The organism is Mycobacterium sp. IEC1808 (assembly GCF_002101935.1).
Classification (GTDB): domain Bacteria; phylum Actinomycetota; class Actinomycetes; order Mycobacteriales; family Mycobacteriaceae; genus Mycobacterium.
Genome location: NZ_LQPV01000019.1, coordinates 163,839 through 185,291 on the forward strand (window position 1 = coordinate 163,839; position 21,453 = coordinate 185,291).

The window sequence follows — 21,453 nt, forward strand, 5'->3', positions numbered from 1 at the left end:
TTCGCGCGCCGAACCAGCCCGGCGGGCCCGACCTGCTCGACGCATGCCGGCGGGCCCACCGACTAGCTACCTCCGAGCGGCGATGTCCGGCCGAGGAAGCCCACGACATCGGGCAGAGTCGGTTCATCCGGGCAACACCCGCGCCGGTGCGCGCGATCGTCGGCGGCCGCGCTGTTTCGGGCAAGTGACGTGCCGCCTCGCCTGCGCGGGGCGAGCGCGCCCGCCGTCACGCATCGCTTCCGGAGAGCACTAAATCCGTGGAGACCCAAACACCGCGGGAAACGGAGGACGTTCATGACCGACGCGCTCGTCATCGATGCCGAAGGGCTCGACCGGCTGTCGTGTAATGCCAAGGCCAACCCCGACACCGGCAAGAAGACGCTGAAGGCGAAGACGGTCTGTGAAGCGGGGTTCCGCAACATGACCTACGTGCGCGGTCTCGCGCCGATGCTGGTGGGCGAACCGCCGGCGCTGCTGGGTGACGACTCGGCGCCCAACCCGTCAGAAACGGCCCTGGCCGCCCTGGGGTCGTGCGTGTCGGTTGGCCTGCTCGCCAACGCCACCCACCGCGGCGTGACCTTGACCAAGATCGAGGTCGAGATGGAGGGCGACATCGACATCTCCGCGGTGTGGGGGGTGGGCGACACCCCGGAGGGCAAACGCCTCGGCTTCAGCGCGGTTCGCTGCAAAGTCACCCTCGCCGGCGATGCCGACGACGCGATCCTCAAACAGATCCACGACAACGCGATCGCCTGGTCGCCGGTGGTCAGCACGTTCCGCAACCCGGTGACCGTGGACTCGACACTGGTCACCGAATAGGCATCCGACGGGAAGTTTACTGTGGCAAAGGTATTGACGAAATGACGGCGACGTTGGGGCCTACGGTCGGCCGGCTGGAGGTCGAACTGCTGGAAGACATCCGCGCCCACGCCGGGGCGTTGGACGCCGGCGAGCATCACGCGCGCCGCAGTTTCACCGCGCTCGGCGCGGCCGGCCTGCTGGGGATCGGCGCACCGGGCAATGCCGACGGCAGGCTGCCCGAGATGGCGGACGTCGTGCGGCGGATCTCCGGGGAGTGCATGAGCACCGGTTTCTCGGTGTGGGCGCATCGAATGGCGCTGGAGTACTTGCTCAGCGCCGCAACCCCTTTCAGCATCGTGGCGGCGCGGCCGCTGCTCGCCGGAACCGCGCCGGGGGTCACCGCCATGGCATCGGCCTTCAAGGAAGCGGCGGGCTGCGGCAGCCTGGAACTTACGGCCGCACCGGTCGGCGGCGGTTACGAATTGTCCGGTCCGATCAGGTGGGCCAGCAACCTCTACCCGGACGCGACGATGGTCACCGCCGCGCGGACCGACGCCGGCGAAAAACTCATCGTGGCAATGCCGTTGGACACACCCGGGGTGGTCGTGGGGGAGCACTTCGACCTGTTGGCCCTGGGTAGCACGGCGTCGTCGCATCTGAATCTGCGGTCCGCGCACGTTCCCGTGGAACAGGTGTTGTCGCGCGACGTCGATGAGTTTCTGCGTACCGTGCGCCCGACATTCCTTGTCCTGCAGTCGGCCATGTGCCTGGGGCTGACGCGAGCCGCGATGGAGCACAGCAGGCTGGGGCTGACGGGAGTCAACGCCGTATTCGCCGCAGACGTCGAACGCATCGCGGACAAGCTCGTCTCGGCGGAGGCGACGTTGGCAAGGTTGGCGGCCGCGGTCGGCGGGGCTGAGAAGTCACGGACGCCGACGAAGAAAGAGCTGCTGTCGCTGCGGCTCGCCGCTGCCGAACTTGCCGGCGCCAGCGCCGATCTGGAGATCCGGACCGCCGGGGGCAAGGGCTACGCCAGTAGGACCTCGGCGAGTCGGCGATACCGGGAAGCAGCGTTCATTCCCGTGCAGTCCCCGTCGGAAGCGCAACTGCGCTGGGAACTCGCCAGATGCTCCTGAGTGAGGGTCGATGGTGACTCCAGTCGCGCTGCCCCCCGAGGGCACCGAGTCTGAACACCTGGTCGGCGGAATTCCGCTGGCCAGTTTGGTGCGCGACTTCCACCGGCCGATGGTGAACTTCGCTCGCACCATGGTCAATTCGACGACGGTGGCCGAAGAAGCGGTCCAGGAAGCATGGGTGCAGGTCCTGCAGTCGTCCGATTCGTTCGAGGGACGTTCCTCGGTGCGCACCTGGTTGTTCGGGATCGTCAAGAACACCGCATCGCGGTACCGGCGGCGTGAGTCGCGGATCCGCGACTACGAGGTCCTCGCGGTCACCGACGCTGAAGCCGTCGATCCACTGGCGGGTCGCATGCACCCCGTCGGCCACCCCGACGCCGGGCACTGGAGCTCGCCGCCGTCACATCGCTTCCTGCCCGAGGACCAAACGGTGGCAGGCGAACTCGTCGGGCTGGTGCGCGCCGCGCTGGATGCGTTGCCGGAGCGGCAGAAACAGCTGATCATCCTGCGCGACCTCGTCGGCGCATCGGCCGAAGAGGCGGCCGGCATCCTTCAGCTGTCCGCCGAGGCACAGCGCGCCCTGCTCTACCGCGCCCGTGGAAACCTCCGAAATGAATTGGAAAGGCGGTATCAACGATGACCGTCTACGACCATACGGTCCCCGCCATCGACTGCGTCGACTTCGTGCGGCTGGTCGACGAACTCGTCGATTCCGATCCCGCGGGATGGGGACCGATCGTCGCCAAGCACCTCGAGGACTGCCCTCCGTGCCTGGTCTACCTGCAGCAGATGCTCGACCTCAAGATCCTGCTCAACCACGTTTTCGAGGGGGAGAAGCTCAGCGACGAGCACGTTGCCGGGGTCATCAACGCGATCCACGACTTTCCGAAAGGCCGACACGAATGACGATCGACACGCAAGCGCCGCAGTTGGAAAGGCAAGTCACGGCGGGAAGCACGCTGGTCTCCTTGTCTTCCGGCACGCCCGGCGCCGCGACCAAGGGCCCCACCGAGGATCCGTTCGAGCCGCTGAGCGTGGGCGCGATGGTGGACCGGGTGGCCGCCATGGCGGTGGAAAAGGCCGCACATCCGTTGGCGTTCTTCGTCCGTTCCGTGGTCGGCGGCGCAATGGTGGCCTTCGGGGTGCTGCTCGCGCTGGTCGTGAGCACCGGCGTGAAGACCCCGGGGGTGGCGAGCCTGCTGATGGGCCTGGCGTTCGGCATGTCCTTCGTGCTGATCCTGGTGTCGGGCATGTCGCTGATCACCGCGGACATGGCCGCGGGGCTGCTTGCCGTGCTGGAACGCACCATGAGCGTTCGCGGCTACGCGTGGCTGGTTGGCGTCGGCCTCATCGGCAATATCGCCGGTGCGTTTGTGTTCGTCACGCTCTGCGGTGCCGCCGGCGGCCCGTATCTGGGTGCCTTCGCCGAGCGCGCGGCAACCGTCAGCGCCCTGAAGGCCAGCCAGCCGGTCGGCACCGCGCTGTTGCTGGCCGTGGTGTGCACCTGGTTCCTGCAGACCGCCATGTGCATGTTCTTCAAGGCCCGCAGCGACGTCGCGCGGATGGCATTCGCGTTCTACGGGCCGTTCGCGTTTGTGATCGGCGGCACCCAGCACGTGATCGCGAACGTGGGCTTTCTCGGGCTTCCCTTGTTGCTCAACCTGTTTCATCACCCCGCACCGCGCGCCGGCATCAGCTGGGGCTTCGGCCACGACGGCTTGCTCACCAACATCGGTGTCACCACCGTGGGCAATCTGATCGGCGGCACCGTCTTCGTGGCGTTGCCCTTCTGGATCATCGCGCGGCTTCAGCGTCGCCAAACCTGAACGGCCCCCGATTAACGAATGAATGGGCGGTTACCGCTGGACGACTTGCGTCGACTGAGTCAGCCAACGGCCCCAATGGGTTTCACTGACTGTCCTCCGTCCCAGGTTGTTGAGGACTAAAGCCTCACGACCGACACCCCCGCCTCCCGATAGCGTCGCTGGTGACGAAGGGAGAACCAAGTGTCTGAATCCGTGAAACGCCTGGGCATTGTCGTCGCGGTCGACGGCTCGCCCGCAGCGAACACCGCCGCGTGCTGGGCAGCACGCGAGGCGACGATGAGGAACGTTCCGCTGACCGTCGTCCACGCGGTGGCGACGCCCACCGCGACCTGGCCGCCGGTCCCGTACCCGGAGTCCCTGGCGATAAGGCTGGAGGACGACGGCAAGAAGGCCATCATGCACGCCATCAAGATCGCCGAGGACGCGATGCCGGAGGACGGAAAGGTCGCCATCGGCCGGGAATTGGTCTACGCCGCCCCGGCGACCACCCTGATCGAAATGTCCAATGACGCCGAAATGGTCGTTGTGGGCACCTCCGGGCGGGGCTTGCTGGCCCGCGGCGTGCTCGGTTCGGTCAGCTCGACCGTGGTGCGGCATGCCAGTTGTCCGGTGGCGGTCGTCCGTGACGAAGAGCTACCGGGCCAGGACGCTCCCGTCCTGGTCGGCATCGACGGCTCTCGGACGTCCGAACACGCAACCGAGCTGGCTTTCGACGAGGCGTCTCGTCGGGGCGTTGACCTGGTCGCGTTGCACGCATGGAGTGACGTCACGACCGAGGTGCCGTTCTTGGATTGGGCGACCGTGGAGGAGGAGGGGCAGCGCAGCCTCGGCGAAGCCCTGGCGGGCTGGGGCGAACGCTATCCGGACGTGACGGTCCGACGCGTGATCGTGCGCGACCGGCCGGCGCACCACCTCATCGAAGCGGCCGAATCCGCGCAGCTTGTCGTCGTGGGCAGCCACGGCCGAGGCGGTCTCACCGGGATGCTGCTGGGCTCCGTCAGCAACACGCTCCTGCACTCGGTTCGCATTCCGGTGATCGTCGCCAAGCCGGCATAGCTGTCGCGGCGCATTCCCTACCGCGAGAAGACGCAGACTCGCACGCGGAACCCGCTCGCAGTGCGATTCTGCGTCTGCTCGGCAGTTTCAGCCGGCGTGCAGGACGGTGGCGGCCCACGCACATATCGCCGCCTGGTCGCGGCCCGCGCGCATGACGGTCCGGTCCGGGCGCACCAACGCCGCCGTGGCTCGGCCACCGCGCAGCCACGAGTCGAGCCCCCCGCCGGGCTCGGCAACCACGACGGCGACGCCGCGGCGCGCGAGGAGCGCTTGCTCCTCGGCGCCGGGGAGGCTCGTGGTGATCAGTGCGAATCCGGCGCCGATGACGTCGTCGAGCCGCTGACCGTTGGGCAGCAACGGGTTCGGGCACAGGGCGCCGGCGAGCTGGCCCGGCCGACGGGATTTGCGCACCAGCGCGGAAGCCCGCAGCGGCGGGGTGGTCGAGTCGACCACCTTGTCGCGCAGGCCGGGGATCAGCCGCAGCCTGGGCAGCACCAGGCGACGCGCGAGATCGCCGGCGCGGCCGCCGCCGGTCATCGCCCAGCCGACGCCCAGCGCGAGGTGGATCATGTGCCGGGTATGCGGCTTGCGTTCCTGCTCATAGGAATCGAGAACGCTTGCATCGAGGGTGCCATTGTGGACCGCGGCGATCTTCCAGGCCAGGTTGGCGGCGTCCCGCATTCCGGCGCACAAGCCCTGTCCGATGAACGGGGGAGTGAGATGTGCCGCGTCACCGAGGATGAAGACGTTGCCGCGGCGCCACCGATCCGCGATCTGCGCTCGGAACGTGTACTCCGTGACCCGCAAGAGCGTCATCTCGGAGTCGGCAACCTCGGCGATCCAGGACGCGATCAATGGTCGCAATGACTCCAACGTGCCGAACTGCTCGGCGCTTTCGCCGTCCAGCAATCGGAACTCCCACCGGTAGCGGCCCGCTCCGATGCGCATGTAGGTCCCGGCGCGCACCGGGTCGCACACCTGGTGGACGCCGTCCCATTGGTGCAGGTCGGAGTCGCTGGCGATGTCGACCACGAGCCACCGCTGCTCAAACTTCAAATCCCGCATGGCCGAGCCGATTTCGGTGCGTACGATGCTCTTGGCGCCGTCGCAGCCCAACACGTAGTCCGCGTCGACGTGGTGTACCCGGCCGTCGGTTATGTCCGTGAACGTGACTCGGGCTCCCGATCCGCTGTCGCTCACTGCGGTGACCTCGACGTTCCCGCGCAACTGGGCGTTCGGATACCGCTTGAGGTTCGCGCGGAGCAGCGCCTCGAACTCCGGTTGGTCGAACATGTTGGCCTGCGGGAAACCGTTCCGGCTCTGGGAGGGCTCGCGGTGGAACTCGCCGAGCACCCGGAACCGGTTGTCCACCAAGCGTAATCCGAGGGTGGGCCGCGAAATCGTGGCGAACTCGTCGGCCATGCCGAGCCGTGCGATGATGCGATAGATCTCGTCGTCCAAGTGCACGGCGCGCGGTTGCGGGTACACGTCGGGCCAGCGGTCGAGGACAAGGCTGTCGACCCCGCCCTGCGCCAGCAGGGTGGCGGCCGTGATCCCGGTCGGTCCGGCGCCGACGATCACCACCGGAACATGCGGAACAACGTTGTCGCTCATTTGAATCGAACCTCGTTGCGCTGTGCGCCGAGGTCGATGGCCCCGTCGTCGGTGGCCACCGAAGCCTCCACGACGTCGCCGTCGTTGAGGTACTTGGGGTTGCCGGCCTGACCTTTGAAGAACATCTTCCATTTCACCGCGGGCGGCAACAGGTTCGAGATGATCTGCACCGGCTTCGGCGGGGCGCTGAGCGCGGTGCCGACCGGGGTGCCGGTGAGCACCAGGTCGCCGGGAGCGAGTTCCTGAAACTGGGTGAGCGATTGCAGCGCTTCCAGCGGCCGATACAGCATGTCGCCCTCGACGAGCGCGTTTTGCCGCTCCTGGCCGTTGACATTCAGCCGCAGCCGCAGGTCGCCGAACCGGTTGAGCTCCTCGGCGGTCAGCAGCACCAGCTCCGGACCGACCGGCGTGAACGTCGGGTACGACTTGGCCTCGTAGAACTGTGTTTGGGGAAGCTGGATGTCGCGCGCGGAAACATCGTTCGTCACCACCAGCCCGGCAATGAATTCGGCGAGGTTGTCCTCGGAAATGGTTGCGCCGATGGGGACTTCGCGGCCAATGACCAGCCCGATCTCCACCTCGTAGTCGAGGAACCTGACGTGCGGGGGTTTGACGATCTCGTCGAACGGACCGGTGATCGACGCCGACGCCTTGCGGAAGAAGGTCAGCGGAATGGACGCCGGGTCCATGCCGGCATCCTTGACGTGCGACGCGAAGTTGGTCATCTGCGCGATCACCCGGCACGGGCGGGTGATGGGGGAGACCAATGCCAGGCTGTCCAGCGCGACGGGCTCGCCGCCGGCGGCCGCGATGGCGGCGCGGTCGGCCAGCAGGGCCGCGGTACTGGTGGCGTCGGTGTCGATCTTCACGGCGCCGTCCGGGGTCTTGAGCCACCAGGCGGGGCCGGCTTCAGAGGCGGTGCGCAGCACGGAAATTGTCATGAGGTGGGTACTTTCAGTAGGCCGGCGAGGCGGTTGACATCGAATTCGTTGCGTGCGCGTAGCGCGGTGATCATCGAAATCACTTCGTGACGCGCGGATTTCAGGTCCGTTCCAAGGAAGTCCTTGGTCGCCGGCGGCCCCCACTGGGCCAGTCCGGACGCGGTGAAGGCCGCCCAGCCCGGGTCCAGGGTGTTGTCAAAGAGGTCGCCGTCGGTGAAGTGCTCGACCAGGAATCCGTCGGGATCGCGCCAGTAGTCGAAGATTTGACTGCCCTGGATGTGCCTGCCGATTCCCCAGGATCGGACATAGCCACGGTCTTTCAGGTATTCGCCGCCGGCGGCCAGCGCGTCCAGGTCGCTGACCTGGTAGGCCGAGTGCACGTAACGGTTGGCCGGCCCGAGCGCCAGCGCCAGCGTGTGGTGATCGGCGGGGGTCGATCCTCGATCGCAGCGGATGAAGCTCATGGTCGGTCCGCGGCGGCGCTGGCCCGGGAAGTACAGAAAGTCGCTGACGATCATCCCCAGGTTGTCGAGGTACCAGTTCAGCGTCTCGAGATACTTCGTCGACTGCAGCACCAGGTGCCCCAGCCGCTCGATGCGTGCGGGCACGCGCGGGGGACGCTGGCCGGCGTTGGTCCGCCGCACGCCGCAGCCGAAGTTGAAAGCGTGTACCGGCTGGCCGGGCAGCTCGGGCAACTCGTGCATGCCGGCGACGACGCGCACCGGCATGCCGCTGGGATCGACGAGGTCGGCCGACAGGCCGCCGATGGTCTCCGGTAGCGCCCGTACGGGAGCACCGGATGTGTCGGCGAGCCGCAGCACGTCGGCCTCGTCGCAGGCCCGGAAGGCCACGCCGGTGAAGCGCGTGCGCGGGCCCCGGCGCAGGATCACGCACGGTCCGCCCGCGCGGGTGCCGCGCAGGTGTAGCTCGTCGGGGTCGTTCCGCGCGGTCTGGAAGCCAAAGGCCCGGGCGAACGCCTCGGCGCGGGTCAGGTCGGGCTTGTCGAACTCCAACCAGGCGATGTCGGCGACCTTGATCACCGGATTGCTGGACCGGCCCGGGTGCTCGCCGCGCAGCGCGCCTTTCTCGCTGTGCAGATTTCGGTGGGGGTTTTTCGTCAGGTTCATCGCCATCTCCAAGGTAACTGACGAAATCGTCACATACTCGGGTGCGCGCCGTCAAGCCCTATCTGACGAAATCCTCAAAAGTGATGCATAATCCTAAACATGAGCGCGATGCCCGAAGCCCAGGACCAGCCCAGCCGCTTGGAACGGCGCAAACAGCGCACCAGGGCGGCGCTGATCGGCGCGGCCCAGCGCCTGATCGCCGAGGGCAAGACCAACGTGGCCGTTCTGGAGATCACCCAGGCCGCCGACGTGGGGATGGGTTCCTTTTATAACCACTTCGAGAGCAAGGAGCAGCTGTTTGAGGCCGCGGTCGCCGACGTGCTCGACGCGCACGGTGCGCTGCTGGACCGGCTGACCGAGTCGATCGACGACCCGGCCGAAACCTTTGCCACCTGCTTCCGGTTGATCGGCCGGCTATTCCGCCGGCGGCCGCGGGAGAGCGACATCCTGCTGGCCAACGGGCTGGCGCTGCTGTCGTCCGATCGAGGCCTGGCCCCGCGGGCGCTGCGTGACATCAAGGCCGGCGTCGACATGGGCAGGTTCACGGTCGACGATCCCGAACTTGCCCTTTTTATTGCCGGCGGCGCCCTGCTCGGCCTGGGAAAGCTGTTGCGGGACAATCCGGATCGCGACGACGCACAGGCCGCCGACAGCGTGACCGAAAGCGTTCTGCGTCTTTTCGGGCTCAGCGCCGAGGATGCCCGCGCGGTGTGCCAACGCCCCCTGCCCGACGACGCGCTCGTCGAGGCCTAGCGGTGTCGGGTGTCGGTCGACCACAGGTTCGCGCAGCCCGGGCATTGCAGGTTGACCACCGTCGCGCGGTTGCTCAGCAGGTACTGCCAGTGCGCGCCGCAGTTGCGCTGGCTGCGGCACTCCGAGCACTTGTCGCGGCCCCAGCCGCAATTCGGGCAGGGCAGCCAGGCGCGGCGGGACGCATCGGCGTGTGGGTGAAACGGGAACCTGACCGGCACAGTAAGTAAGCCTTCCTATCTAAATCGGTTAGGGTAGCCTACCCACATTGCCGACGGCAAAACGCGCCGCAATTGCCGATCAGATAAGGGGCAACCAGCCTCGTAGGCGGCGATCAGGCCCCTTTGCGGGCGTCGTCCCCGGCGGCCGACACGATGTGGGCCACCAGCTTGCCGCCGCGCACGACCTCAATCGTGTGGCCCGCCGCGACCTTGTCGAAGTAGCGTCCCGCGCGTTTACGCAGCTCGTCCAGCTCGATCCGGCGACCAGCGTCCGCCGGCGGCGGGAACGTCGCGCCGTCACCGGCCGACACGATTCGGGCCAATATCCGCCCGCCGCGGACGACGTAGACCGTCTCGCCGGCCGCGACCCGGTCGAAGCACCGCCCGGCGCGGGTTCGCAATTCCTCGAGCCCGACCCAGCCGCCCGCGTCGGAGGCCGGGGCTTTGACGGATCGCGCCGGGATGGGAGCCACCCGCCAGTCGCCGACCGGCAGGATTTGCGCCACCAGCTTGCCCCGACGGACAACATCGATCGCCTCTCCGGCGGCAACCCGCTCGAGATATGCGCACGCGTCACTGCGGAGCTGGCCCAGGCCAATCACTTCCGGCATTGCGCTCCGATCTCCGACCTTCACCGACTGGAGCGTGGGGGATGCGCCAATCCGACGATGGCCCAGTATATGACTGTACGTGCGGTCAGTGTCAATGGCCTGGTCAGGACGCTGGGTCCGCCCGGAGGAGCCGCGTGACGCGCCTCCGGACGTGCGGTGCGGTTAGGTGGGGGAGGGCGATCCTCCCGTCGCCCAGAACCTTGGGGCATAGCCAAAAGCCTTGCAAATCAACGAGATCCACGGGGCCGAAGCTTATCGGGGCGGCGCCAGCATGTCCTTCCACCCGTCGTCCCCGGTTTTGGCCGAATTTTCGACCGCGTACTTCACGCCGTCGGGCCCCACAAATTCGCCGCTCTGCGGGCTGTAAACCGCCGCGGGAGGGCCGCCCGGCGTGTACACGCAGGGGTTCGGCTGCTGCCCGTTGCATTGGACGGTGCCCGACCCCGGGCGCTGCAACGGATCGCTGACGGGGGGCGGTGTCCCCGGAATCCGGTCGGAGGGCGCGGGATTCATGCCGTTGTTGACGGACGGCGCGGGTATCACCAGGCCCGGCTTGACCGGCTGATCACAGCGCGCCGCGGGCGCGGGGCAGGTCAGGATCTGGTTGGGGTCGCCGTACCACGGGTTGGTGCCCGCGGGGACGTACGGTTTGGAGTCGCGGCATTCGCGCGGCGTGGCGGCGCGTTTGCCGGGCACATCGACACACGGCAGATTGCGCGCGCCGCGCACCGCGTTAGCCGGAGCGTCCTGCGGGATCTTGCAATAGGTCCCGGACGGCATCGGCGCCAGGCTGGTGTCCGCCGGCGAGCGCCACTGCGGTGCGGGGAGGAACCCCGTCAGACACGGCGGCGGCTGGTTGATCGTCAGCGAGGTGCCGAGCGACGCGTAGCCCGGGAACGGCGTCGTCACGGTCTGGCCTTCCGAGGCGCCCTGCGGGTAGGAGACGAGCAACTGCTCGACGCCCTTGTGGTAGCGCTTGAGCATGTCCAGCACGATCTCGAGATTCGCCAGCGTCTGCGGCAGCGATTCACGGACGTCGCCGAACACCGCGTTGACCTGATCGGCGGTCGGCGCGCCCTGGGTCAGGATGCTTTGCACGTGCTGGTCGTTTTCCGCGCTCTGCGCGGCGAGGATGTCCAGGTTGTGCGACCACCGCTCGATCGAGTCGCCCGAGTCGACCTGGCTGTCGATGATCGGCCCCGAGTTTTGGATGATGTCGTTGACGTCACCGATGTTGGTCTTGAAGTCGCCGGCGATCGCCTGGGTCGCGTCGACCAGTCGTTGCAGCGCGGGCCCCAATCCGCCTACCGCTTGGGCGGTTTCGTCGAGCAGCGAGGAGATCTTGTCCTTCGGTAGCGCGGCGAGTCCGCGGTTCGCGGCGTCCAGCGCCGGACCGATGTCAGTGGGTATGGTGCCCTTGGTGATGGTCTGTCCCGGCTGGAAGTACTTGCCCGGGTTGCCGAGCGACACCAGATCGATGTACTGCTCACCGACCGCCGACACCGAATGGACGTTCGCCGTCGCGTCGATCGGGATCTTGAAGCGGTTGGCGATGCTCATGGTCACCCGTGCGCCCGACTTGGTCGGCTCGACGTCGGTGACCCTGCCGATGGTTTCGCCGCGATAGGCCACGTTGGCCGTCTCGTACAGACCGCCCGACGCCGGCAGGTCCGCGTGCAGCGTGTACTGGCCGATCCCCGCCGCGGTGGGGATCCGCAGGTAATACCCGCCGAGTGCGACTGCGGTGACGAGGCTTAGGAGGGCGAACAGGATCAGCTGACGCTTGATGAAGGGGGTCAGCATTGGCCTCGATCCGCCCTTTCCACCAGCGGCCCGCCCGGGGCGTCGTTCGGGTTCGGCGTGTAGCGGACATCGGGGATCATCGTTTCGGGGTCGCGGCCCCACGATTGCTCGAGCGCGCGCAGCGCTCCGGAGAATCCGGTCCCGGTCAGGATCGCGTTGTCGACGGAGCTCATGGTCAGGTCGAGCGTCAGTGACAGATTGAAGTAGTCGCCGCGGAACGACTTCGGGACAGCGTCGACGTCGAACGGCCGCACCAGGATCAGCTTGAGCGCGCGGATCAGATAGGGCGCGCCACGGCCCAGTTCCCGCAACGGGCATTGCAGCGCCAGCAGGTCCTTGTGCAGGTCGCCCCGGGAGGCGGACAGGTATTGGTCGGCGACCTGGCTGAGCCGGCCCGTCGCGTCGACCGCGTTGATCAACAGGTTCTGTTTGTCGGAGAAATGCTTGAGCAGGGGCGGGAATTCGGTGAGGACCCGATCGATGACGTCCGAGCGGGGACCCACGTACGCCAGCAGCCGGTTGGTGGAGTCGATGGCTCGGGTGATGTCATCGGTCTGCTCGTTGAGCCGGGCGGTGAAGGTGTCCAGCTTGCCGAGGAAGGCCCGGATCTGGTCGGCCCGCCCGTGCACGATGTTGTAGACCTCGTTCTGCAGCGTTTCGAGGTTCGGGATGCCGCCGCCGCGCAAGATCAGGGCGAGACTGGCCAGGGTCTGCTCGGTCGTGGGGTAAGCCGACGCGTTTTGCAGCGGGATGGTGTCGCCCGGCCTCAGCGGCTCCGGCGAGGGGTTGGGTGGCGCGGCCAGCTCGATGTGCTGGGAGCCCAGCAGGCTGGTCTGCCCGATCTTGGCGGTCGCGTTCCGCGGCAGCTTGACGCTCTTGTCCACCCGCAGCGTCAGCGTGGCCACCCAGTTCTTCAGGGCGATCGCGCGCACCGTGCCGACGAAGACATCGGCCACCCGCACCCGGCTGTTGTCGTTCAGGGCCAGCGTGTCGGGCATCTGCACGTAGATGATGTACGAGCCGGGCCCGCTGCCCGGCCCGCCCGGCATCGGCACGTTCGCGATTCCGTGCCACTTCGCGCAGGACGTCAGCGCCGCGGCGGCGACCAGCAGGGCCACCGCCTGCCGCGTCCGGTACCGGACGCGAATGCCGAAGGCGCGCAGCGTGTTCACGATCCCAGTCCCGCCGAAACGGCCGCCACGGGCGGGGGTGTCGGTGCGACCGGCCCCGGGATCACCCCCGGTCCGGGCGCCGGCGGCGGGATCGGCACCTGCGGGGCGCGCACGCCGATGGGTGGCAGCACCGGGTTCTCGTCGTAGGCATTCGGTGGTCCCGGCGGCGTCTGCAGCCCCGATTGTGGGGGCGCGATGTCCGGGCCGCCCATCAGTTCGGCCAGCGAGTCGGGGGTCAACAGGCCGGCGGTGATCGGCCCCACCTGCTGCCCCTGCATCCCCGGGGCGACGACCCAGCCGGGCTGGGTGTTGCGGTGCGACAACGGGGTGTCGGGCACCCAGATCCCGGGCACCGTCGTGTCCTTGTACCCGTTCGGCGGTTGCAGCCGGGGCTCCGAGTAGGCGACTTCCTTGGGCAGCGTCTCGGCGGTGGAAAACAGGTTCAGCCCGAAAGGCAGGTAGTTGAACTTGATCGCGTCGAGGACCGGCGCCAGGTATTGCGCACACAGTTCGGCGGAATCTTGGTAGCCCAGCCGGCTGCCGGCCTGAATCATGCTGCAGACGAACTGCATTGGGTTCGCGAAGTTCGGGATCGCCGGGATGGACATGACCGCGCCGTGCGTCGGGTGATAGATCTGGCTGAGGTTCGTCTCCAGTGTGGGCAGCACGTGCAGGGCGGTCTCCAAACCGTTCAGCGGATCGGGCTGCACCAGCGTGTTGGTCAGGGTGGCGAGGTTGTCGATATCGCTCGTCAGCACCCCGCGGTTCTTGTCCAAGAACGGCCGCAGCGTGGACAGGAGGGAGTCGAACTGCTGTATCGCCGTGGCCAGCTCGCGATCGGACCCGGTCAGCTTGTCGGTGAACTGGGCCAGGTTTTGGTTCAGCGCGACGAACTGCTGGTCGTCTTTGTGCAGGGCGTTGACGAACTGCGCCAGGCTGTGTACCACCGCGAAGAAGTCCCCGCGGCCCTCATTCAGCGCGGTCAACGCCCGCGACAGGCTGTTCAGCGTGGTGTTGATCTGCTTGCCCTTGCCGGCCAGCCCGTCCGCGAAGGACTCGATGGCGTCACCGAACGGGCCCTTCGGCTGCTCGGGTGTCGGGCCCAACTTGTTGATGACGTTGGCGACGCTCTGGCTCAGTTGGTCCCACTCCGTCGGGACCTGCGTGCGCTCGATGGGGATCACCGCGTTGTCGCCCATCACCGGGCCGCCCTTGTAGGGCGGCTCCAACTGAATGTTGCGTGACGCCACCAGGGTTGGGTTGACGATCACGGCGGACGCGTTGGCGGGCACCTTGTATTTGTTCTCGTAGTGAAACGTCACCATCATCTTGTCGCCGGCCGGCTCGATCTTGTCGACCGCACCCACGCGGACGCCCATGATCTGCACCTTGTCCCCGGCATAGAGGGCGTTCGCCTCCGGGAAGTACGCGACCACCGTGTTGGTCGTCAGCTTGTTGTAGAGCTGCAACCCGAGGTATCCGGCCAGCACCGCCAGCGCCACCACCAGCACCCCGATGACCCTCCGGGCCCGCAGGTTACGAAATGTGTTGACGGCACTCAATTCTGGTTACCTCCCGTGATGCCGCTGCCTCCCGTGCCGTCGGGATTGATGAACGGGGCCGGCAGTTGATTCCCCGGTCCGGGCGGTGCGGGTGGCCCGGGAGGCAGGGCGGGTGCGAACGTCGACGGTGGCGGCAGCGGGCCGGCGGGCTGCAGGTTCTCGGTGCGCGCGCCCGGCGGTGCCTGGGTTGGCAGCGGCACAGGTGTGCCCGGCACGTCCGGGGGCGGATCGCCCGGCCGCCCGGCGATCGCGACACCGGGAGTCGGGGGCAGACCGTTCGGGTTCGGTGGCGAGGCCTGCACGTCGATCGGCGCCGGGAAGCTGCCGCCGAACGGGCCGACGTTTACGCCCGTGCACGGCAACGGGTTCCACGGCCGCGGCAGCGCGTCGGCCGGTGGTGTGTACGAGCACGCCGTTCCCGGCGGGACGGCCGGTCCCGGATGATCGGGCGTGCCCTCCAGCACCGGGGGTGCCGGCGGTGGCGCCCCGTTGGGGAACCGGGTCCCGTTCGGGTCGGGCCAGCGGAACTCGGGCAGCCCGGCGCTGCGCCAGAAGTCCTCCGGATCGATACCTCGCTTCTTGAAGGCGGCGTCGACGAACGGCTGCAGGATCCAGTACGGCAACAGGTTGGACAGCACGATCTTGAAGTACGGTCCCGACGCGACGGATTCGCCCAGCGATGCGGCGAATTGGCTGACATAGGTGAGGGTTTGGGCCAGGTCGTCCTTGCGCGCCACCAGCACGTCGGTGATGGCGTGCAACTGCTCCAGCACGGGGTTGAGGTTGGGGTTGTCGTTGATGAACCCCTGCACCTGCGTCGAGAAGGCCGAAACGTTTTGCAGCAGGGCGTCGATGGCCCGGCCGCGCTCGTTGAACGCGACCAGCAGCGTCTTGGCGTTGACCAGCAGTCGATTGACCTGTTCGCTGCGGTCACCGAGCACGCCGGCCACCTGGTGGGCCTGCGCGAGCAGGTGCTTGATCTGTTCGTCGCGCTTGCCGATGGTGTCGGAGAACTTGGTCAACCCGTCGAGCGTGGCGCTCAGGTGCGGATAGGTCTGGTCGATGGTCTGCGACAAGACGTTCAGCGAGCGCTTGACGGTGTCGATATCCCAGCCGGCGGCGGCCCTGGTGATGTCGAAGTTCGCGTCGTAGAGCTGATAGGGGGTGGTGCTTTGGCTCAGCGGCAAGACGCTGCCCGGCTTCAACGTCTGGTTTCCGCGCGGCTCGATCTCGAGAACTTTCTTGCCGAGGATGGTGTCGGTCTTGATCGCGAGCCGGCTCTCGGTGCCGATGGTGTTGGCGCCGATGTTGAACTTGATCAGGACATGGTCGCCGTCGATCGCAAAGGACTCCACCTTGCCGACATTCACACCGGAGATGCGTACCTTGTCGCCCTTGTTCAGTTGGCCGGTGTCGGTGAACTGACCGTAGAAGCTCGGAGTGGCGAAGATCATCGGGACGCTGGTGAAGCTTTGGCCGACCACGACGCCGAGAATCAACACCGTGATGCCCATGAGACCCACCCGGCTGCGGTTGAATTCGGTCAGCGTCCTCATTGCGGCGAGCACCTGCCGGTGGGCTGCTGCCAGATTCTGACCGTCCGGACCGGGCCGCCGGCCTGCAGCCCGTTCCACTTGATCGTCAGGTCGCAGAGATAGAAGTTCACCCAGTCGCCGTAGAGGCCGATGCTGCGCCCGATCAGGTTGAGCGCGGTCGGCGTCTTGTGGATCAGATCGCTGAGCTGATCGCGTTGGTCCACGAGCGGCTGCTGGAGCGCCTGCAGGTAGTCGATCTCCTTGTGCAGCAGAGCGCGGTTGTCGGCCAGCAGGTTGGCCACGGTTCCGGCGGCGTTGCTGATGTTCGCGGTGCCGGCGGCAAGCGGGTCGGCGTGGTTTTCCAGCCCGCTGATCAACCGCTCGAAGTTGTCGACCGTCTGGTCGAATTCCTTGCGATGCCGAACCGTGGTGTCCAGCACCACATTCAGGTTCTTGACCACCTCGCCGATCGCCTCGTCACGCTCCGCGAGGTGCGAGGTCAGCTGCGCGGTCTGGTCGAGGATGTCGTTGATGGTGCCGCCCTGACCCTGAAACACGGTGATGATCGCCGACGCGATGGTGTTGACCTTTTCCGGATCCAGCGCACGGAACAGGGGTTTGAAGCCACCGATCAGGGCGTCGAGATCTAAGGCCGGTGAGGTGCGGGACAGCGGGATGAATCCGCCCGGCGGCAACACGCGGTCGGCGCCCGCACCGTCGCCGCGCTTGAGTTCCAGGAAGCGGTTCGCGAACAGGTCGAGGTAGCGGATCTGGGCGGTCGTCGATTGGTAGAGCGGAATCGAGCGGTCGACGGCGAAGTCCACCTGCGCCTTGCGGCCACCGTCGACCAGGCGCACCTTCTTGACCTTGCCGACCTCCACTCCCGAGGCGCGAACGAACTGGCCGTCTTTGAGGCCGCTGGCATTGCTGAACTCCGCGGTATAGCTGTTGGTCCGGTTGAACCGCAGCTGTGCGAACACGACCACGATCGAGACGGTGATCAGCGCCAGCACCAACGAGACGATGCCGAGCTTGATGGCGGAGCCGGTGATCTTCATGGGTTGATCGTGTTGTCCCCGACTTGGCGGCCCCACACGTACTCGATGGCGTACGGCGAACCGGTGTCCAGATGGTTGTAGGGCGCGAGGCTGGCGCCGGTGTCCAGCACCAGCTCGGGCGCGGGCCACAGGTCATGGGTGATGCCTTGCCAGCAACCCGGCGCACCCCCGGGCCCGCCGCGAGCGTTCACCCGCGGCAGATTGTCCGGGTACACATAGGGATTCGGCGCGCCGCCCACCAGCCCGGCCAACCCGAGGAGCCCCATGGTGGCCACCGTGCCGGCCAGCGCCGGAAGCGTCAGGATGCCGCCCAACCCCGACGTCAGCTCGGTCATCGTCCTCAGCGCGTAGCCGTTGCCGCCGCCCGTCGTCGCGAACGCCGCGGGTTCTTCGTCGTAGTAATTGCGGATGGTGCAGAAGAATTCGGGGCTGTAGGTGTCGAGCAGCTGGGCAGTGGGCACCAGATCCGCGGCACCCCGCTGGAAGTAAGGGCCGCCGCGTCGGAAGATGTCTTCGCCCGTGTTGCCCAACCCGGCCGCGGCCAGCAACGCGGCGTCCAGGTCGGCCTCCTGCCGGTGCAGGGTGCGCGCCGTGACCACCGCGTGGTTGAGGGCGTCCAACAGATCCGGTGCGGCGTTCGCGTAGGTGTCGCCGAGGGCCGCCAACCGCGCAATGTCGTGGCGAATCTGCGGCATCTGCGGATTGATGTCGTCAAGGATGGTGTTGCCGTTGACGATCGATTGCCCGAACTTGTCGCCCAGCCCGGTCAATGCCTGCGCGGCGGCGGCCAGCGTGAGGTTCACCTTGACCGGGTCCACCTTGTCCGCGATCGAGGTGATCGTCCCGAACAACGTGTTGAACTCCGTCGTCACCGACCGCGCCTCGATCACCTGACTCGTGGTAACGCGTTGCGGCGTCGGGTTTTTCGGAGAGGTCAGCGACACATACTTGTTGCCGAACACCGTGGTCGCCTTGATATTGGCCTCCACGTTGGCCGGGATCAGGTCGATGTACTTGGGCTGGACGTCCAAGACGAACTTGGCCGCCGGCACGCCATCGCGCTGGATCTGCGAAATGCTGGCCACCCGGCCGATTTCCACCCCGTTGTAGGTGACCTTCGAATTCGGATCCATCACCAAACCGGACCGGGGGGCCACCATCGTCAGGGGCGTCTTCGGCGTGAGCCGGCCCCGGAACTGCAGCCACACGAACGACAACACCACCGCGGCGATCACCAAGAACACCACGGCCGCCGTCTTGTACGGCGGGATCCGTGGCGGGTGGTCCTTGATTTGCGGCGCCGGGGCGGTCGGGGTCGTCATGGGCGGCTACACCGTGAGGTTGAAGTTCGGGCTTTTGCCGTAGACCGCCATCGCGGTCAGCACGACGACGACAACGATCGTGATCAACGACAGCCGCATCGACCGGCCGACGGCTTCACCGACGCCGACCGGCCCGCCGCTGGCGGTGTAGCCGTAGTAGCAGTGAGTGGTCATCACGACCACCGCGACCAGGATCACCTCGGCGAACGACCAGCCCACGTCGTTGAGGCGCAGGAATGTGTGGAAGTAGTGGTTGTAGGTGCCGGCGGACTGCCCGTAGAAAAACACGGTGGTGACCTGCTGGGACACGAAGGCCAGGGTGATCGCCAACCCGTACAGCGGGATGATGACGACGAGACCCGCCACCACCCGGGTGGACGCCAGGAAGGCGACCGACCGGATGCTCATCACCTCCAGCGCGTCGATCTCCTCGCTGATGCGCATGGCGCCCAGTTCCGCGGTGGCGCCGGCACCGACCGTCGCGGCCAACGCCTGACCGGCGGCCACGGGCGCCACGAACCGCACGTTGACCAGCGCGGCCAAGAACCCGGTGAACGCCTCGACACCGATGTTGCCCAGCGTCGCGTAGCCCTGGATGGCGACCAGCGAGCCCGCGGACAGAGTGATGAAGCCGACGATGGCGGCGGTGCCGCCGACCACGGCCATGGCGCCGGTGCCCATGCCCATCTGGGCGACCATCCGCAACATTTCTTTGCGGTAGCGGCGCATGGCGAAGGGGATCTGGCCGACGGCGGTCATCGCGAACCAGACCATTTGCCCTATCTCAACCAGTGCCCGGGCCGGGGCCTCGCCGTATCGGCTGAGGCTGGCCCAGGAGAATCGGGCGGGCGCCGTGGAATCCGCTGCGGTGACGGTCATCAGCGCCCCGTCCCGAACCGGACGCCGATGGTGGTCAGCGCCGCGTTGACCGCGAACAGCGCGATGAAGCACAGCACCACCGTCTCGTTGACCGCGGTGCCGAGACCCTTGGACCCGCCGCGGACGATGAGCCCGCGGTAACAGCCGACGAGGCCGGCGATCAGCCCGAACGTCGCTGCCTTGATGAACGCGATCACCACCTCGGGCAGGCCGGTCAGCGCCGTCAACGTGGACAGGTAGGCACCGCTCGAGACGTTCTGCAGGTAGACGCTGAAGAGGTAGCCGCCCCCGAGGCCGACGGCGACCACGAGGCCGTTGAGCAGCACCGCGACCATCGTCGAGGCGACGACGCGCGGCACCACCAGCCGATGGATCGGGTCGATGCCGAGTACCTCGAGGGCGTCGATCTCCTCGCGGATGGTGCGGGCGCCCAGGTCGGCGCAGATGGCGGTGCCCCCGGCGCCGGCGACCACCAGCACGGTCACGATCGGGCCGAGCTGGGTGACCGCGCCGATCGCGGCGCCCGCACCGGACACGTCGGCGGCACCGATCTCGGCGAGCAGCAGGTTGAGCGTGAAGATGAGCAGCACGGTCTCGGGGATGGACACCGCGATCGTCGGCAGCAGCGACACCCGCATGAGGAACCAGCCGGTCCAGATGAACTCGCGCCACTCGAACGGCTGCCTGAGGGCCCTGCCGGTCAGAACGCACATTCGGAAGAATCCGCCGGCCACTTCCGTGCCCGGCCGGATCCGTTGGCCCACTTTGCCCGCAAACGAGTGCGTGGTGGTCATCGGCGCGGCCCCCGAGGCAAATGCGTAAGGGATTGCGGCTCTTTTGTCGGCCTTTCAGGTGAGTGTCGGGGCGGCGCGGGGGAGAGGCGGAGACGTCGGGCGTGGTTCCGCTTCGCGGCCTTGCCCGTCGGGTGGGTACGCCCCGAAAACCGGCGCGGCAGAATGCATTTCGATGGCGGCTGCAGTGATGACGCCTGCCGGCTGCCGCGCGTCACGATCCGGCCCAGCGGTGCTCGGTACGACCCCCGGCGTCGCGCATCATGTCGTTCGAGGTGCTGGCCCACTCCGTGGTCCTCCCAGGCGGCGGCCCGGGTCCCCGCCCTCCGGCCCCACGCCGCCATCGTTTGCGCCACGCTGCAACTATCGCATTAGACCGTACGTGCGGTCAATAAGTCGCAAATCTCGCCCGCTTTCGCCCAAAACGTGGTGGGCGATCCGCGGAACGCCCGGTTTTATCAGGGGTTTTTGTGTCTCGTTGGCGACTGCCGGCGCAGGCCGGCTCAGCGGTACGTATGCACGCCGACTATCGACGAATTCGGCTCCCGCGCAGAGTGTTTCGGCGATCAGCCGTCAGCGTCGCCCGGCCGTGACCGCGGCGAGGCACTCACGCACCACCGTGACGACGCCGGCGGCCGGGTCTGCCCACTTGGCGAGCCCGAGGCGGTCGAGCAGGAGCCCGCCGAGAAACACGTCGACGAAAGCGGCGCCGACTTCTTCAGGCGTCCGGGAATCGGCCGGATCGAACCACACCCACATCCACTCCAGCGATCCCCACAGCTGCAGCGCCGCCAATTCGACGTCCACGCTTCGGAACACGCCCAGGTCGATCCCGTTGCGGATTTCGTCAACCGCGTGTGTCTGCAACTGATCGCGCAGCTTGCGCACGTGCTGCATCGCCGGGTCGTCGGACAGTTGAACCACCTCGCGCTGGCTCGCGACCGTCGCGTGGCGCGCGCTCACCTGCAGCAGCGCTGAGGCGTAAATGATTGCCGCGATGCGCTCGTGCGGGGCGGCCAGGCGATCCCAGGCCATCCGCAGCACGTCGAGCTGGAGGGCCAGGTGGGTCTCTTCCAGCTCCCGCAGCATCTGGGCCTTGGTGCCGAAGTGATGGACGATCGTGCCCTTCGACATGCCGAGTTCGTCGGCGATGTCACCGATATTCGTTCTGTCATAGCCACGTTCGGCGACGTAGCGGACGAACGCGTCCAGAATCTCGCCACGCCTGCCAGGCGACCTGGGCATCTT

The 21,453-nt window shown here is 67.3% G+C and carries 21 protein-coding genes; 7 read left to right on the forward strand and 14 right to left on the reverse strand.

The window, feature by feature from the left end; translation table 11 throughout:
• The first annotated feature begins 294 nt into the window (after positions 1-294).
• The 6 genes from AWB92_RS12820 (at position 295) to AWB92_RS12845 (ending at position 4,819) form a co-directional block, all read left to right on the forward strand.
• A complete protein-coding gene (locus AWB92_RS12820) occupies positions 295-819 on the forward strand; it encodes an OsmC family protein (RefSeq protein WP_085186025.1) in 525 nt (174 codons plus the stop codon).
• 41 nt (positions 820-860) lie between these two features.
• Entirely contained in the window at positions 861-1,937 is a 1,077-nt protein-coding gene (locus AWB92_RS12825) for an acyl-CoA dehydrogenase family protein (RefSeq protein WP_085186027.1), read from the forward strand.
• A gap of 10 nt (positions 1,938-1,947) precedes the next feature.
• Entirely contained in the window at positions 1,948-2,577 is a 630-nt protein-coding gene (locus tag AWB92_RS12830; RefSeq protein WP_085186028.1) for a sigma-70 family RNA polymerase sigma factor, read from the forward strand.
• Positions 2,574-2,843, forward strand: coding sequence for a hypothetical protein (locus AWB92_RS12835; RefSeq protein ID WP_085186029.1), 270 nt, complete (start codon positions 2,574-2,576; stop codon positions 2,841-2,843). The genes AWB92_RS12830 and AWB92_RS12835 overlap by 4 nt, the downstream gene beginning before the upstream one ends.
• Complete coding sequence (locus tag AWB92_RS12840) at positions 2,840-3,763, forward strand: formate/nitrite transporter family protein (protein WP_085186030.1); 924 nt, start codon at positions 2,840-2,842, stop codon at positions 3,761-3,763. The genes AWB92_RS12835 and AWB92_RS12840 overlap by 4 nt, the downstream gene beginning before the upstream one ends.
• A gap of 180 nt (positions 3,764-3,943) precedes the next feature.
• Complete coding sequence (locus AWB92_RS12845) at positions 3,944-4,819, forward strand: universal stress protein (protein WP_085186031.1); 876 nt, start codon at positions 3,944-3,946, stop codon at positions 4,817-4,819.
• A gap of 87 nt (positions 4,820-4,906) precedes the next feature.
• On the opposite strand, the gene AWB92_RS12850 is transcribed toward AWB92_RS12845, so the two are convergent.
• Genes AWB92_RS12850 through AWB92_RS12860 form a run of 3 tightly spaced genes read right to left on the reverse strand, consistent with a single transcriptional unit; the run spans position 4,907 to position 8,501 of the window.
• The gene (locus tag AWB92_RS12850; protein ID WP_085186032.1) at positions 4,907-6,433 is read right to left on the reverse strand and encodes a bifunctional 3-(3-hydroxy-phenyl)propionate/3-hydroxycinnamic acid hydroxylase; all 1,527 of its coding nucleotides are present in this window, start codon (positions 6,431-6,433) and stop codon (positions 4,907-4,909) included.
• Positions 6,430-7,374 carry a fumarylacetoacetate hydrolase family protein gene (locus AWB92_RS12855; protein WP_085186033.1) on the reverse strand — a complete coding sequence of 315 codons (945 nt, stop codon included), beginning with the start codon at positions 7,372-7,374 and terminating at the stop codon, positions 6,430-6,432. Before AWB92_RS12855 ends, AWB92_RS12850 begins: the two co-directional genes overlap by 4 nt.
• A complete protein-coding gene (locus AWB92_RS12860; RefSeq protein WP_085186139.1) occupies positions 7,371-8,501 on the reverse strand; it encodes a VOC family protein in 1,131 nt (376 codons plus the stop codon). The genes AWB92_RS12855 and AWB92_RS12860 overlap by 4 nt, the downstream gene beginning before the upstream one ends.
• A gap of 108 nt (positions 8,502-8,609) precedes the next feature.
• On the opposite strand from AWB92_RS12860, the gene AWB92_RS12865 reads away from it, so the two are divergent.
• Positions 8,610-9,254 (forward strand): TetR family transcriptional regulator, encoded by a 645-nt coding sequence (locus tag AWB92_RS12865; protein WP_085186141.1) that lies wholly within the window; start codon positions 8,610-8,612, stop codon positions 9,252-9,254.
• Here AWB92_RS12865 and AWB92_RS12870 read toward each other — a convergent pair.
• The 11 genes from AWB92_RS12870 to AWB92_RS12920 all read right to left on the reverse strand — a co-directional run bounded on the left by AWB92_RS12870 (position 9,251) and on the right by AWB92_RS12920 (position 21,450).
• Entirely contained in the window at positions 9,251-9,472 is a 222-nt protein-coding gene (locus tag AWB92_RS12870) for a hypothetical protein (RefSeq protein WP_081665446.1), read from the reverse strand. The two genes, AWB92_RS12865 and AWB92_RS12870, sit on opposite strands and share 4 nt — an antisense overlap.
• 113 nt (positions 9,473-9,585) lie before the next feature.
• Positions 9,586-10,083, reverse strand: coding sequence for a hypothetical protein (locus AWB92_RS12875; protein WP_085186034.1), 498 nt, complete (start codon positions 10,081-10,083; stop codon positions 9,586-9,588).
• A 252-nt stretch (positions 10,084-10,335) separates the two neighbouring features.
• Entirely contained in the window at positions 10,336-11,886 is a 1,551-nt protein-coding gene (locus tag AWB92_RS12880) for an MlaD family protein (RefSeq protein WP_085186035.1), read from the reverse strand.
• Positions 11,880-13,058, reverse strand: a complete 1,179-nt coding sequence (locus AWB92_RS12885) for a virulence factor Mce family protein (protein ID WP_241523438.1) — start codon at positions 13,056-13,058, stop codon at positions 11,880-11,882. Before AWB92_RS12885 ends, AWB92_RS12880 begins: the two co-directional genes overlap by 7 nt.
• A complete protein-coding gene (locus AWB92_RS12890; RefSeq protein ID WP_085186036.1) occupies positions 13,055-14,620 on the reverse strand; it encodes a virulence factor Mce family protein in 1,566 nt (521 codons plus the stop codon). Before AWB92_RS12890 ends, AWB92_RS12885 begins: the two co-directional genes overlap by 4 nt.
• Positions 14,617-16,176 (reverse strand): virulence factor Mce family protein, encoded by a 1,560-nt coding sequence (locus AWB92_RS12895; protein WP_085186038.1) that lies wholly within the window; start codon positions 16,174-16,176, stop codon positions 14,617-14,619. Before AWB92_RS12895 ends, AWB92_RS12890 begins: the two co-directional genes overlap by 4 nt.
• Positions 16,173-17,213, reverse strand: a complete 1,041-nt coding sequence (locus AWB92_RS12900; protein WP_085186040.1) for a virulence factor Mce family protein — start codon at positions 17,211-17,213, stop codon at positions 16,173-16,175. Before AWB92_RS12900 ends, AWB92_RS12895 begins: the two co-directional genes overlap by 4 nt.
• Positions 17,210-18,535: an MCE family protein gene (locus AWB92_RS12905; protein ID WP_085186042.1), complete on the reverse strand. Its 1,326-nt coding sequence runs from the start codon at positions 18,533-18,535 to the stop codon at positions 17,210-17,212. Before AWB92_RS12905 ends, AWB92_RS12900 begins: the two co-directional genes overlap by 4 nt.
• 6 nt (positions 18,536-18,541) lie before the next feature.
• Positions 18,542-19,414 (reverse strand): ABC transporter permease, encoded by an 873-nt coding sequence (locus AWB92_RS12910; protein ID WP_068187061.1) that lies wholly within the window; start codon positions 19,412-19,414, stop codon positions 18,542-18,544.
• Positions 19,414-20,208 (reverse strand): ABC transporter permease, encoded by a 795-nt coding sequence (locus tag AWB92_RS12915; RefSeq protein WP_085186044.1) that lies wholly within the window; start codon positions 20,206-20,208, stop codon positions 19,414-19,416. Before AWB92_RS12915 ends, AWB92_RS12910 begins: the two co-directional genes overlap by 1 nt.
• 570 nt (positions 20,209-20,778) lie before the next feature.
• On the reverse strand, positions 20,779-21,450 hold the full coding sequence (locus AWB92_RS12920) for a TetR/AcrR family transcriptional regulator (protein WP_085186046.1): 672 nt from the start codon (positions 21,448-21,450) through the stop codon (positions 20,779-20,781).
• Between the last annotated feature and the right edge of the window lie 3 nt (positions 21,451-21,453).